Annotated in this window: 12 protein-coding genes; 6 read left to right on the forward strand and 6 right to left on the reverse strand. The window is 66.4% G+C overall.

Going from position 1 to position 12,920, the window contains the following annotated elements; all coding sequences use genetic code 11:
- The first annotated feature begins 43 nt into the window (after nucleotides 1–43).
- The 6 genes from SZ64_RS12975 to SZ64_RS13000 all read left to right on the forward strand — a co-directional run bounded on the left by SZ64_RS12975 (nucleotide 44) and on the right by SZ64_RS13000 (nucleotide 6,890).
- Nucleotides 44–2,374 (forward strand): DUF2460 domain-containing protein, encoded by a 2,331-nt coding sequence (locus SZ64_RS12975; RefSeq protein ID WP_054531214.1) that lies wholly within the window; start codon nucleotides 44–46, stop codon nucleotides 2,372–2,374.
- Nucleotides 2,371–3,192, forward strand: coding sequence for a DUF2163 domain-containing protein (locus SZ64_RS12980; protein ID WP_054531215.1), 822 nt, complete (start codon nucleotides 2,371–2,373; stop codon nucleotides 3,190–3,192). The genes SZ64_RS12975 and SZ64_RS12980 overlap by 4 nt, the downstream gene beginning before the upstream one ends.
- Nucleotides 3,189–3,602, forward strand: a complete 414-nt coding sequence (locus tag SZ64_RS12985; RefSeq protein WP_054531216.1) for an NlpC/P60 family protein — start codon at nucleotides 3,189–3,191, stop codon at nucleotides 3,600–3,602. Before SZ64_RS12980 ends, SZ64_RS12985 begins: the two co-directional genes overlap by 4 nt.
- Before the next feature lie 10 nt (nucleotides 3,603–3,612).
- Entirely contained in the window at nucleotides 3,613–5,799 is a 2,187-nt protein-coding gene (locus tag SZ64_RS12990) for a phage tail protein (RefSeq protein WP_054531217.1), read from the forward strand.
- 15 nt (nucleotides 5,800–5,814) lie between these two features.
- Nucleotides 5,815–6,273: a DUF2793 domain-containing protein gene (locus SZ64_RS12995; RefSeq protein WP_054531218.1), complete on the forward strand. Its 459-nt coding sequence runs from the start codon at nucleotides 5,815–5,817 to the stop codon at nucleotides 6,271–6,273.
- A gap of 65 nt (nucleotides 6,274–6,338) precedes the next feature.
- A complete protein-coding gene (locus tag SZ64_RS13000) occupies nucleotides 6,339–6,890 on the forward strand; it encodes a superoxide dismutase family protein (RefSeq protein ID WP_054531219.1) in 552 nt (183 codons plus the stop codon).
- Nucleotides 6,891–6,897: 7 nt separating this feature from the next.
- Here SZ64_RS13000 and SZ64_RS13005 read toward each other — a convergent pair whose 3' ends face one another.
- The 6 genes from SZ64_RS13005 to SZ64_RS13030 all read right to left on the reverse strand — a co-directional run bounded on the left by SZ64_RS13005 (nucleotide 6,898) and on the right by SZ64_RS13030 (nucleotide 12,796).
- Nucleotides 6,898–8,448 (reverse strand): MFS transporter, encoded by a 1,551-nt coding sequence (locus tag SZ64_RS13005; RefSeq protein ID WP_054531220.1) that lies wholly within the window; start codon nucleotides 8,446–8,448, stop codon nucleotides 6,898–6,900.
- 29 nt (nucleotides 8,449–8,477) lie between these two features.
- Nucleotides 8,478–9,191, reverse strand: coding sequence for a 7-cyano-7-deazaguanine synthase QueC (gene queC, locus SZ64_RS13010; protein ID WP_054531221.1), 714 nt, complete (start codon nucleotides 9,189–9,191; stop codon nucleotides 8,478–8,480).
- 55 nt (nucleotides 9,192–9,246) lie between these two features.
- The gene (locus tag SZ64_RS13015; RefSeq protein ID WP_054531222.1) at nucleotides 9,247–9,660 is read right to left on the reverse strand and encodes a hypothetical protein; all 414 of its coding nucleotides are present in this window, start codon (nucleotides 9,658–9,660) and stop codon (nucleotides 9,247–9,249) included.
- Between the two features lie 89 nt (nucleotides 9,661–9,749).
- Nucleotides 9,750–10,658 (reverse strand): Hsp33 family molecular chaperone HslO, encoded by a 909-nt coding sequence (locus SZ64_RS13020; RefSeq protein WP_082384583.1) that lies wholly within the window; start codon nucleotides 10,656–10,658, stop codon nucleotides 9,750–9,752.
- A gap of 10 nt (nucleotides 10,659–10,668) precedes the next feature.
- The gene (gene argF, locus SZ64_RS13025; RefSeq protein WP_054532248.1) at nucleotides 10,669–11,595 is read right to left on the reverse strand and encodes an ornithine carbamoyltransferase; all 927 of its coding nucleotides are present in this window, start codon (nucleotides 11,593–11,595) and stop codon (nucleotides 10,669–10,671) included.
- Nucleotides 11,596–11,599: 4 nt separating this feature from the next.
- Complete coding sequence (locus SZ64_RS13030) at nucleotides 11,600–12,796, reverse strand: aspartate aminotransferase family protein (RefSeq protein WP_054531223.1); 1,197 nt, start codon at nucleotides 12,794–12,796, stop codon at nucleotides 11,600–11,602.
- Between the last annotated feature and the right edge of the window lie 124 nt (nucleotides 12,797–12,920).

Here is a 12,920-nt window from a genome sequence, read left to right on the forward strand (position 1 = left end):
TTCGCCCGAGACGAACGGGGAGGATCTTTAGAAAGGACATGTCATGGCATTCTGGCTCGCCGCCCGGCGAAACGGGCAACAGACGGACTGGCTCCAGCGGTTCGATCCGCGTTTCTGGACCGTCGATTTTCCCCGCCCGATGATGGCCAGCGTCACCACCACGGCGCCCGACGCGCTGCGGATCGACGCCGAATTCTTCCGCAAATCGGACCTTGCCGGGCTGATCTGGGACAGCACGGACCGGATTGACCACCCCTTGCTCGCCTATGAGACGGACGGCGATTATTCGCGCACCACCTTGCGTTTCCGCTGGCGGTCCGGCGGCATCCAGCCGCTCGACGCCGCCAATGGCCCGACCCTGACCATCGAGGGACGCGATACAACGGGCACTCCGCGCGCCTGGTATGTCCGCCTGTGGAACTATGCCAGCGGCACGCCGGAAGATGCGCTGGTGGAACTGCCCTTCTCCGCGCTCGACAGCGGGTGGAGCGTTTCGGCAGGGGCCGATCCGGTCAATCCGGCGGCGATCGACCGCATGTTCATCTCACTCGCCCCGCCCGGCTATGCGCCCGGTTCGGATGATCCGCTACCTGCCCGCGTCGATGGCTGGGCCGAAATGAGCGACATCGCCTGCGAGGGCCATCGCCCCATGCTGCGCATCGGCGATGTGCTGCTGCCCCCGCATGGCACAGGCATCGCGACTGGCTATGACGATTGCTACAACCAGACGCCCGCCCGCGTGCTGCGTTCCGTGCGCGGCCTCGGCTATCGCGGGCGGATCGTCCATTATCTGGGCATGAGCCATCTGTTCCGGCTGGTGCCGGATGGCGCGGCCCTGCTGGCCGATCCAGCGGGCACTCTCTCCGGCCCCGCCGCTGCATGGCATGCGGATTTCTTCCGCCTCTGCGCGGCACAAGGCTATGAGGCGATTGCATCGCTCTCCTACGAAATGCTGGCCCAGCATTGCCCGCCCGCCTGGCAGCAGCGCACCTTCGACGGCATGCCTGCCCGCACGGCATGGAGCCCGCCATCCGCCCTGCTTTCCCCCGCCCATCCCGGCGCGAATGGCTGGTTGCAGGCTGTGGCCGCGCAAGTGGTGGCGTTACAGAAGGTGGCGGGCCTGAAGGTGCTCTTCCAGATCGGGGAGCCGTGGTGGTGGGTCACGCCGGATGGCCGCATCTGCCTCTATGACGATGCGGCCAAAGCGGCATTGGGCGGCCATCCGCCCAATATCCCGGACATGCGCCTGCCGCTGGGCGAGGCGCAAAAGGCCCTGCTGGATGATGCGGGCGCCCTGCTGGCTGCCTCCACCGCTGCCCTGGCCGATTCCGTGCGCGAGGCTGCGGGCGAGGCGGGGGCCGAAGTGCTGTTGCTGGCCTTCACTCCCACCATTCTCGATCCCGCCATGCCGGAACTCTACCGCGCCAATCTGCCCGAGGGCTGGGCCTTCCCGGCCTTCGACCGCTTGCAGGTGGAGGATTACGACTGGCTGACCGCCGGGGCCGATGGCCTGCGCCGCGCGGCCTATGCCCTGCTGGACGAGCGGCTGGGCTATCCGGCTGACCGGCAGGATTATCTCGCGGGCTTCGTCCCCTCGGCGGAGAATTCCGAAGCACAATGGCGGCGGATCGACGTCGGTCTTTCGCAAGCCGCCGCGCGCGGCATTGCCCGCCGCTTCGTCTGGGCGCTGCCGCAGGTCGCGCGCGACGGTTTCACTCTGCTTGCCCCACCGGAAGGAGACGCCATGCAGGCCTTCGACGATGTCCATTATCCGCTGGCCCTTGGCCGCGACGCCGGGGTCAGCCCGGAATTTTCCACCAGCATCACTGTCACCGCATCGGGGCATGAGTGCCGCGCCAGCCATTGGGCCGATGCGCGGCTGCGCTTCGATGTCGGGCCGGGCATTCGTTCCGAAGAGGAACTCGGCACGCTGATCGCCTTTTTTCGCGCCCGGCGCGGCGCGGCGCGCGGCTTCCTGCTGGCCGATCCCTTCGATTGCAGCTCCAACGGGATGACAGGCACGCCCACCATGCTCGACCAGAAGCTCGGCACGGGGGATGGCACCACGGCCAGCTTCCGGCTGGTAAAGCATTATGGCGGGTCGGACGATCCGCAGACCCGCCCGATCACCCGGCCCCGGCCCGAAAGCGTGACCGTCAGCGTAGGCGGCATGCCCGCCAGCGGCTGGACACTGGGCGAAAAGGGCCTGCTCACTTTCGCCGCCGCCCCGCCCGCAGGTGCGGAAATCCGCGCCGGCTTCCTGTTCGATGTGCCGGTGCGCTTCGCGGAAGACCGGCTGGACGTGACCGGCGCCAGCTTTGCCGCAGGCGAAGCCCCCAGCGTGCCACTGATCGAAGTGAGGGAAGCAGCATGAGCCGCGTATTCTTCGCCAGCGAGCTGGAAGGCACCGCGCTTTACTGGCGGATCGAGCGGCGGGATGGGGTGGCGCTGGGCTTCACCGGGCATGACCGCGATCTGTGGTTCGACGGGCTGCTGCACCGCGCCGCGCCCGGAATGCTGCCTTCCGCCATCCGCCGCAATGCCGGGCTGGAAGCGGATAGCGCCGAAGTGGAAGGCGCCCTGTCTCACGATGCCATTTCCGCTGCCGACCTTGCCGCCGGGCGGTTCGACGGGGCGCGCATCATCGTGGGAGTGGTGGATTGGGAAACGCTGGAACGCGCGCTGCTCTATTCCGGCGAACTGGGCACTATCGCGCAGGAGGCGGCGGGCTTCTCCGCCGATCTGCAATCCGCCAAGGCGGCACTGAACATCGACCCGGTGCCCCGCACAAGCCCGACCTGTCGCGCTGTTTTCTGCGGGCCGGGCTGCACGCTGTCATCCGCGCGTTTCACACACGAAGGCGTGCTGGCCGCCATCGATCCCGAAACCAACCGGGTGGCCTTCACCGGTGCCCCCGCGCCGGAAGCCTTGGCAGGCGGCAGCCTGCGCTGGATCGACGGGCCGCAGGTGGGGCTGGCGATGGAGGTGATCGAGGCAGGCGTGGACGGGCTGCTGCTGGACCTCGCCATCGATCCCGCAACGCCCATCGGCTCGCGCGCGCTGCTGCGCGAAGGATGCGACCATACGCTTGCCACTTGCGCCGCGCGCTTCGGCAATGCCGCGAATTTTCAGGGCGAGCCGTTCCTGCCGGGCATGGATCTGCTCGCCCGTTATCCGCTGGCGCCGCAATGAATGCGCAAGGGAGCGCCCTCGCCCGCGCCGCCGCCGGTCTGGCAGGCGTGCCTTTCCGCCTCCACGGGCGCGATCCGGCAAGTGGGCTGGATTGCGTGGGGCTGGTCCATGCCGCGCTGGCCGCCATCGGCCGGGAAGCCCCCGCGCCTTGCCATTACGGCCTGCGCAATCGTGACATTGCCCACGCCCTTTCCTTCTTAACCCGCGCAGGTTTTGCCGAGACGACCACATCGCCGCTTCCCGGCGATCTGCTGCTCACCCAGCCCGGCCCGCTGCAGCACCATCTGCTGATCCACGGCGAAGGCGGCGCGGCAATCCATGCCCATGCCGGATTGCGCCGCGTGGTCATCACGCCGCCACCGCTGCCCTGGCCAGTCCTGCGCCGCTGGCGCCTTTCCCCTCCCGCCTGAGGAACCATCCATGGCTACACTGATCCTTTCCTCCATCGGCACCATGGCCGGTGGGCCGCTGCTCGGCGCATTCGGCGCGCTGGCCGGCCAGCAGATCGACCGCGCCCTGATCGGCAGCCCCCGCCGCGAGGGGCCGCGCCTGAAGGAACTGGCGGTCACCATGTCCACTTATGGCGCGCCCATTCCGCGCCAGCACGGCCGCGTGCGCAGTGCCGGAACGATCATCTGGGCCACCGAGCTTGCCGAGAGCAGCGAAACGAGCGGCGGCAAGGGCGGCCCTTCGCTCACCACCTATTCCTATTCCGCCTCCTTCGCGGTCGCACTGTCCAGCCGCCCGATCAGGGACATCGGCCGCATCTGGGCGGATGGCAATCTGCTGCGCGGCGCAGCGGGCGACCTCAAGGCAGGCGGGGCAATGCGGCTCTACCGCGGATATGGCGACCAGCCGCTCGATCCGCTGATCGCATCCGACATCGGTGCAGCCTGCCCCGCCTTCCGCCACACGGCCTATGTCGTATTCGAGGATTTGCAGCTGGCCGATTTCGGCAATCGCATTCCGGCCCTGACCTTCGAGATCCTCGCCGATGATGGCGAAGTGACACTGGCGCAATTGCTCAAACCGCTGGACGCGCCCTTCACCAGCCACCGCGACCTGACCGGGCTGCGGGGCTACACGCAGGAAGGCGGGCACCTTGCGGACATGCTGGCCATGCTCGACACCGCTTGGCCCATGGCGCTGGAAGTGACGGGCGATGCACTGGCGATCCGCCCGGCGGATGCCCAGCCCGAAGCGCCGCCCCTGCTCCCCCCACCCGCTGCCGCGCCCCATGGCGAGGGATTCGCAAGCGCGAGCGGCATCCGCCACACGCGCGGCGGGGCCGCAGGGCCTGTGCCCGATACCCTGCGCTATTACGATGCAGAGCGGGATTATCTGCCCGGCCTGCAGCGCGCCGATGGCCGCGCCCGGCCGGGGCAAGGGACCGCGATCGACTTGCCCGGCACGCTTTGCGCCAATGATGCCCGCGCGCTGGTGAACGCAGCCGCGCAAAGGCAGGCATGGGCGCGGGAAAGTCTCAACTGGCGGATGGCCCAGCTCGATCCGGCCCTGACGCCCGGCACAGTTGTGCGCGCGCCCGGATTTCCCGGCCACTGGCGGATCGAGAGCTGGGAATGGAGCGAGGAAGGCGTGGCGCTGGAACTGCGCCGCCTGCCGCGCGGTTCCGCCCGCCAGCAACCCGCGGACCCCGGCAAACACCTCTCCCCGCCCGATCTTGCCGTAAGCCCCACTCTGCTCGAATGTTTCGAATTGCCGTGGGACGGCATGGGCACGGGCGACAGGCCGATGATTTATGCCGCGCCCAGTTCCATCGGGGCGGGCTGGCGCGGCGCGGCGCTGCATGCGGAACGCGGCGGAGTGCTGACTTCGCTGGGCGGAAGTGGCGCCCGGCGCTGCATCATCGGCCATGCCATCGCCGCCACGCCGCCATCTGCCGCCGTGCTGCTGGAACGCGGGGCCACAATTGATGTGCTGCTCGCTTCGGAAGATTTCGCGCTCACTTCCGCCACGCCGGAAGCGCTCGCCAATGGGGCGAACCGGGCCTTGCTGGGCGGGGAAGTGATCCAGTTCGCCACGGCCACTGCACTGGGCGCGGGCCGGTGGCGCCTTGCGGGCCTGCTGCGCGGGCGGGGCGGGACGGAGGATGCGGCGCAGGCAGGCCACCCGGCAGGCGCGCCTTTCGTGCTGCTGGACGGCGCGCCGCGCCTGCTCGATCCGGCCAAGGTCGGCCCGTCGCAGGGAACCGCGATCCTCGCGGCAGGCCTTGCCGACCACGAACCGGTGAGTGCCCCCATCGCCAATCCGGGCCTGACCCTGCGCCCGCTCACGCCCGTCCATCCTCGTGCACAGCGACTCGCCGATGGCGGTATTGCCCTCGGCTGGACCCGCCGGGCGCGCGGGGCGTGGGATTGGGCCAATGAAGTCGATGTGCCGCTGGCCGAGCAGGTGGAGGCCTATCGCGTCGGGCTTGGTCCGCCCGATCTGCCTGCCGCCTTCTGGGATGTTTCCAGCCCTTCGCTCACTTTGCCTGCCGCGATCCTTACCCCGCTGGCCGCCGCCTATCCCGCCGCACCGCTCTGGGTGCGGCAGGTGGGCAGTTTCGCCCAGTCGCACCCGCTGCTGCTGACCAATCTTTCCTGACCTGAAGGAGCCACCATGCCCGATCCCATCAGCTTCACATCGACCAGCCCGCGCTTTGCCCTGCCGCTGCTTTTCGCCGGGCAGGCCCAGAAGGAATTTCACGTCAACGAAGCCCATGTGCTGATCGACGCCCTGCTGCACCCCGCCGTGGAGGGGGAGGCGGGCGCGCCGCCTGCCGCGCCCGATCCGGGCGAATGCTGGCTGATCGGCGCGGCCCCTTCCGGGGCATGGGCAGGCCATGCAGGCGAGCTTGCCTGCTGGAGCGCGGGCGCGTGGATCTTCGCCCCGCCTCGCGACGGGATGCGCCTGCTTGACCGCTCGACCGGCCAGACAATGCCCTATCTCGGCGGCTGGAACAGGCCCGCCGCGCCCGCTCTTCCCACTGGCGGGACCACAGTGGATACACAGGCGCGCACCGCCATTGCCGGGCTGATCGCGGCCCTGGTCGATGCGGGAATCTTGCCATCCGCCTGAAGTTTCGGGGGCACTTTACCCTGTTTCTGCGTTAGGAGAGCACAAGCAGCGCAAGGAGTTACGCCATGAACACACCCCGAATCATCGCCCCATTCGCTCTTCTCGCGGCCTTGGGTGCGTGCCAGTCGGCTGGCGAAGCCGGACCCGCCAGCGCCGCAAAGCCGCTCGCACCCATGGGTGCGGCCACGCTCCACCTCGCCGACGGCACGCCTGCGGGCAAGGCGCAGCTTTTCGCCAGCGGCGATCAGATGTCAGTGCAGATTACGCTGCAGGGCATTTCGCCGGGCATCCACGCCGTTCACCTGCACACCACCGGTTCGTGCGAAGCGCCCGGCTTCACTTCCGCCGGTGGCCACCTGAATCCCGGCATGCGTCAGCACGGCATGCAGAATCCGCAGGGCTCGCATCTTGGCGACCTGCCGAATGCAACCATCGCCGCAGATGGCACCGGCTCTATCTCCGCCACTCTGCGCGGCACGAAGGATGAAGTGCTGGCCGACATTTACGACGCGGACGGCACGGCCGTGGTGGTCCATGCCGGGCCGGACGACAATATGTCGGACCCGGCAGGCAATGCCGGCGGCCGCATCGCCTGCGGCGTGATCGCAGCACACTGATCGCCGCTTAGGCGGCCAGCTTTTCCCCTGCTGCCCGGGCCCGCTCCATGATTGTGGCGGCGGCCCGGGGGGCAGTGCGGATGGCAATGGCCAGCGCCACCAGCCCGAACGGGGCCGAGATCAGCGTGGATTTCACGCCAAAGGCCAGGTCGCCCGTCGTTTCCGAAACGAAGCCAGCCATGAACGGGCCAAGGCCGAGGCCGCATAGGGTGGTGCCGAGGAAGAATATCCCCGTCGCCGTGCCGCGCATGCGGGGCAGCACCAGCGACTGGCTGGCCGCACCCGCCGCCCCCAGCGCCGATGCAGTAACGAACTGCACTGCGAAGGCGAGGATGTAGAACAGTGTGGGATTGCCGGTGCTGTAGCCCACCAGCATGATCGGCACCGGCATGATCAGGGCGATTGCCAGCACCATGATTCGCCCTGCCGGGAAGCGTGCCTGCAGCATATCCGCCAGCCGCCCGCCGAACACTACGCCAAGGAACCCGCCCAGGGCCGCCGGGGCGCCGATCAGCAGGCCGAGCGATGCCTTGTCCACATCGAACACCCGTTCCGCATAGGGCGCTGCCCAATAGGACACAGTGTAGCCCACGAAACAGTCGGCACCATAGGCGATGACGATACCCATGAAAGCGGGCGATCCCCAGGTCAGCGCGAAGAGCGGCCGGTCCCGGTCATAGAGCGCACAGGCCCAGCTGAAGACGGCATAATAGCCAAGGCCGAGGAACAGGAACTGCGCCGGACTGGCGGTAAGGTACGCAAGCAGCCAGAAAATTCCGCCGATCACCGCTGCACCGGCAAGATTGATCGCCAGCGCCTTCGGACCGCGCCGCGTCGCGTCGATCAGGGTCAGCGGCGGAATGAGCTGGACGAGCTGTTCCATGAACACCCGCCACGGATGAGGATCGCCCTGGGTCGGGATACCGTCGATGGCACCGCGCACCGGTTCGCGCAGAGTCAGCACCCACAGGGCCAGCACCACGCCCGGCAGGCCCACGCCGATAAAGGCCGCCTGCCAGCCGACAAGGCCCATCGGCCCGCCTTGCGGATAGGCGCCGTTCCACGCCTCCACGATCGCGCCGCCGATCAGCAGCGACAAGCCGCTGCCGATGAACAGGCCCGCCGAATAGATGCCCAGGGCCGTGCCGCGCATCCGGGCGGGAAACCAGTCTGCGATCAAGGAATAGGCACATGGGGTAGCGGTAGCCTCGCCCACGCCCACGCCGATACGGGCCAGCGCCAGAGTGGTGCCATTGCGCGCGAAGCCGGAAAGAGTGGTCATCAATGACCATAGACTGAGGCCAAGGCTCAGCAGGCGCACACGGTGCCAGCCGTCCGCCAGCCGCCCCAACGGTACACCGAACAGGGCATAAAAGATCGCGAAGGCAGTGCCGTAGAGAAAGCCCAGATCGGCGTCCGACAGTCCCAGATCGGCCTTGATGTCATTCGCAAGAATGGAAAGGATTTGCCGGTCGATGAAATTGAGCATGTAGACCAGCACCAGCACGCCCAGTGCATACCACCCATAGTTGCCGGCCGGTTTTTCCGCCTCGGTCATCCCGCTCTCCTCCCCCCGTCGTTTCTGCTTTAGACCGGCGGGGCTCCGGCTGCATATTGCGTGTTGTCGGTCAGCCCGGCATCGGCAAAGCCCTTGCGGCGCAGGCGGCAGCTGTCGCAGGCTCCGCAGGCCTCGCCCGCAGGCGTGGGATCGTAGCAGGACCAGCTCATTGCCGGATCGAGGCCCAGCCTTATGCATTCGCGCGCAATGTCGGCCTTGCCCATGAATTGCAGCGGCGCCTGAACCGTGAAAGGCTCGCCCTCCACCCCGGCCTTGGTACCCAGGCGGGCGGTTTCGGTGAAACTGGCGATGAATTCCGGGCGGCAATCGGGATAGCCCGAATAATCGAGCGCGTTGACCCCGATGAACAGATCGCGCGCGCCGCTGGCTTCCGCCATGGCAAGCGTGAGCGAAAGGAAAACGAGATTGCGTGCGGGCACATAGGTGACCGGAATTTCCTCACCCACGCCATCCTTGGGCACTTCGATCTTGTCGCTGGTCAGCGCCGATCCGCCGAAGCGGCTGAGATCGAGGGGTAGCACCACGTGGCGGCGCACTTCCAGATGACGAGCGATCCGGCTGGCCGCCTCGATCTCACGCCGGTGGCGCTGGTTGTAATCGATGGTCAGCGCATAAAGCGTGTAACCGGCCTCCCGCGCGAGTGCGGCGGAGACCATGGAATCGAGCCCGCCCGAAAGCAGCACGACCGCGGATTTGTCCGAAACTTTGGAAAGGGCGCCCATGTGGCGGGGCTAGCCCGCCTGTATCGCAGTGGCAAGCGCGCGCTCTGCCCCCGGATCAGCAGGGGCCGACATGGCGTGCTTCAGCCATGAAGTTGAAGGGCGATTTGCCTTCCACGCCCTGCGTGCTGATCTGGATCAGCTGCGGGCTTTCCTTGCGGATCGTCGTCTGGCCATAGCCATTATTGGGACAGGAATAATGCACCGTCACTTCACTGGCTCCGTCATTCACGACGAAGCGGCTGCAGCCCGGCTGCTTGTGGCGGATCTGGATGAAGTCACGCCCATTATGCACGCAGATGCGTTTGCGCGCGGAATCACCGCGAATGCGCAATTCCCACGATCCGCTGCGCAGCCCGTCCAGCATGGCAAGCTCCGGCCCCTGCGCGGCGGCAGGCGCAATCGCGATTCCCAGCAGGATACCGGCAATCGCCGCAATCCGGCGCATCCCGGCGAATCCTTTCTTCTGCATCGAATGAAAACTCCGCCCCCGCATTGTTGCAGGCCTTGTAACACGACGAAGCTGAACGGCAAATTGCCCTGTATGGACGACGAACCGTGTTACAATTCGATCTTGAACAGCCTGGAACAGAAAGCGCAATCGACCACGATGGCGCCTTCTTCATTGCGCATTTCAGCCCGCTCCGCCTCGGGGAAGCGCGAAAGGACGCTCTCATAATGGGCCACGGTGCAGCGGCAGCCGCGCGTCAGGCGGGCGCCCTTTTCCACGCGCACTTCGCGCTCTTCATGGAACAGACGCCATACAAGCGCCTCCAGCGAGAGCGACGGATCGGTCAGTTCGTCATGCCGCGTGCTGCCCGCCATCACGGCCACATGTTCCCATTCGGGATGGTCGAGCTGCACATGCAGGCGCTCGCGCCCTTCCTCGCCTTCGGGCAGATGCTGCACCAGCAGTCCGCCCGCCACGCAATTCTCGCCATTGGTGCGAACCGCCGCGCGAATCAGCGTGGGAACCTGTTCGGACTGGGCGAAATAGCTCTCGCAGGCCTGGGCCAGAGAACCGCCTTCCAGCGGAACAATGCCCTGATAACGCTGCCCATTTGCGGCGAGATCGAAGGTGATAGCCAGATAGCCTTCGCCGAACAGCGCGCCGAGGGAGGGGTTCCCGCCCAGCGATGCCACGCCCGCCTCATCGAACTGGACGTAGCCGCGCAGTTCGCCCCCGCGATAATCGCACACCAGCAGCGAGACGATCCCGCCCTGGGCCTGCGCCTGCATGGTGATCTGGCTGCCGTCTTCCTTCAGCAGCGAGCCAAGCAGGGCAGCAAGGACCAGTGCCTCAGCCAGCAGGCACTTGATCGCAGGAGGATATGAATGGGCCGAAAGGACTTCTTCCACCACCGGACCAAGGCGCACTACCCGGCCGCGGGCATCGCGGTCGGGTAGTGTGAAGGTCAGCAGCCGGTCAAAACCGGTTTCATCTTCGAGAATGGGTACAACGTCAGTCAAGAATATGCCTTCAGAGTTTTCCGAATGCCCAGAGCAGCACGGATTTCTGCCCGTGAATGCGGTTCTCGGCCTCGTCGAACACCACGGACTGGGAGCTTTCGAACACGCCCTCGCTCACTTCCTCGCCCACATGGGCGGGCAGGCAGTGCAGGAAGATCGCATCGGCAGCCGCCTTGGCCATCAGTGCCTCGTTCACCTGGAACGGGGCCATGGCGGCCAGCTTCTCCTCGGCATGGGCCTGGCCCATCGAAACCCAGGTATCGGTGACGACGACATCCGCCCCCGCCGCAGCCGTGGCCGGATCGTTGGTCAGCGTCACCACCGCGCCGCCCGCACGGGCCATATCGACGAATTCGGGATCGGGTTCATAGCCGGAGGGCGTGCCCACGCGGACATTGAACTTCATCAGTCCCGCAGCCTCGAGGATCGAGTGAAGCACGTTGTTGCCATCGCCCAGCCAGGCAACTTCAAGGCCGGGCAGCGGCTTGCCATGTTCCACCACGGTCAGCAGATCGGCAACGATCTGGCAGGGATGCGACCGATCGGTCAGGCCGTTGATCACCGGCACGCTGGCATGGCGCGCCAGTTCGTCGATCTTGGCGTGATCGTCCGTACGGATCATGATCGCATCGCACATGCGGCTGAGCACGCGAGCTGTATCGGCCAGCGATTCCCCGCGCCCCAGCTGGGTTGTGCCTGCATCCAGGATCAGGGCGCTGCCGCCAAGCTGGCGCATGGCAATGTCGAAGCTCACCCGGGTACGGGTGGAGTTCTTCTCGAAGATCATCGCCAGCACATGGCCCGCGAGGGGAGCGTCCGAATCGGATGCCCCCTTCGGCAGGGCCAAGCGCGCAGCCTTGCGCTCCATCGCGTCATTGATCATCGCCGCGATCGCATCGCCTCCCGCATCGGAGAGGTCGAGGAAATGCCGGATCATCGGATCAGTCATCGCTAAGCGGCGCATAACTCCGCGCCCCCTCGCTCAGCCGTTCCATGCATTCGGCGATGTGGCTTTCGTCGATCACCAGCGGAGGCAGCACGCGGAACACATTCTCGCCGGCGGCGACGGTCAGCAGCCCGTGATTGTCGCGCAGATGCGCCACGAAATCGCGCGAGACCGCCGGTTCCTTCAGCTTGATACCCAGCATCAGGCCCTTGCCGCGGATTTCCTCGAACAAATGATCGTGATTGGGCATCAACTGCTCGAAGGCGGAGCGCATACGCTCGCCCATGGCGGTGACGTGATCGAAGAAGCCCGGCTCCAGCATCACATCAAGGATCGCCATGCCCGCCGCCATGGCCAGCGGATTGCCGCCATAGGTGGAACCATGCGTGCCGAACACCATGCCCTTGGCCGCTTCTTCCGTTGCAAGGCATGCGCCGAGCGGGAAACCGCCACCAATGCCTTTGGCCACCGTCATGATGTCGGGCGTGATGCCGTAATGTTCATGGGCGAAGAACTTGCCGGTCCGGCCATAGCCGCACTGGATCTCGTCCAGGATCAGCAGCATGCCGTGTTCGTCGCAGGCCTTGCGCAGGCCCGTAATGAATTCGGGCGTGCCCGCCGTCATCCCGCCTTCGCCCTGCACGGTTTCCACCATGAAGCCGGCCGTGTCTTCATCGACCAGCGCCAGCGCGGCTTCCAGATCGTTGAACGGCGCATAGGCGAAGCCCGGCACCAGCGGTTCGAAACCGTCGCGCATCTTGGGCTGGTTGGTGGCAGAGATCGCACCCATCGTCCGCCCATGGAAGGCGTTGTTGAAGGTGATGATCTTGGTGCGATTCGGCTGGCCGTTGACGTAGAAATAGCGGCGCGCGGTCTTGATCGCGCATTCCACCGCTTCCGCACCGGAATTGGTGAAGAACACCGTATCGGCAAAGCAATTATCGACAATGCGCTGCGCCAGCGCTTCGCCCTGCGGCGAGCCGTAGAGATTGCTGACATGCATCAGCGTGGCGGCCTGTTCCTGGATCGCCTTGGTCAGGTGGGGATGACCGTGACCAAGCGCGTTCACGGCAATCCCGGCCGCGAAGTCCAGATATCGTTCGCCGCGCTCCCCAATGAGGTAGCAACCCTCGCCGCGCACCGGGCGTACGTCGCACCGGGGGTAGACGGGCATGAGCGGAGTGATCGACATCGTGGAACTCCCTTGGACTGTTGAGTGGTATTATCCGTGAGGTTTATTGGAACGACAAATGGCGGCCCCGGAGGGCCGCCATTCGCTACCGTTTAGGCTTTTGCGGAAGCCCGGTCAAACTGCC

Origin of the sequence: Erythrobacter sp. SG61-1L (genome assembly GCF_001305965.1) — a bacterium.
Classification (GTDB): Bacteria; Pseudomonadota; Alphaproteobacteria; order Sphingomonadales; family Sphingomonadaceae; genus Andeanibacterium.

Bases quoted from the DNA above. Each gene is read 5' to 3' on its own strand.
- SZ64_RS12985 (WP_054531216.1), top strand. From the start codon at position 3,189: ATGAATGCGCAAGGGAGCGCCCTCGCCCGCGCCGCCGCCGGTCTGGCA.
- SZ64_RS12990 (WP_054531217.1), top strand. From the start codon at position 3,613: ATGGCTACACTGATCCTTTCCTCCATCGGCACCATGGCCGGTGGGCCG.
- SZ64_RS12975 (WP_054531214.1), top strand. From the start codon at position 44: ATGGCATTCTGGCTCGCCGCCCGGCGAAACGGGCAACAGACGGACTGG.
- SZ64_RS12980 (WP_054531215.1), top strand. From the start codon at position 2,371: ATGAGCCGCGTATTCTTCGCCAGCGAGCTGGAAGGCACCGCGCTTTAC.
- queC (WP_054531221.1), bottom strand. From the start codon at position 9,191: ATGGGCGCCCTTTCCAAAGTTTCGGACAAATCCGCGGTCGTGCTGCTT.
- SZ64_RS12995 (WP_054531218.1), top strand. From the start codon at position 5,815: ATGCCCGATCCCATCAGCTTCACATCGACCAGCCCGCGCTTTGCCCTG.
- argF (WP_054532248.1), bottom strand. From the start codon at position 11,595: ATGATCCGGCATTTCCTCGACCTCTCCGATGCGGGAGGCGATGCGATC.
- SZ64_RS13030 (WP_054531223.1), bottom strand. From the start codon at position 12,796: ATGTCGATCACTCCGCTCATGCCCGTCTACCCCCGGTGCGACGTACGC.
- SZ64_RS13015 (WP_054531222.1), bottom strand. From the start codon at position 9,660: ATGCAGAAGAAAGGATTCGCCGGGATGCGCCGGATTGCGGCGATTGCC.
- SZ64_RS13000 (WP_054531219.1), top strand. From the start codon at position 6,339: ATGAACACACCCCGAATCATCGCCCCATTCGCTCTTCTCGCGGCCTTG.
- SZ64_RS13005 (WP_054531220.1), bottom strand. From the start codon at position 8,448: ATGACCGAGGCGGAAAAACCGGCCGGCAACTATGGGTGGTATGCACTG.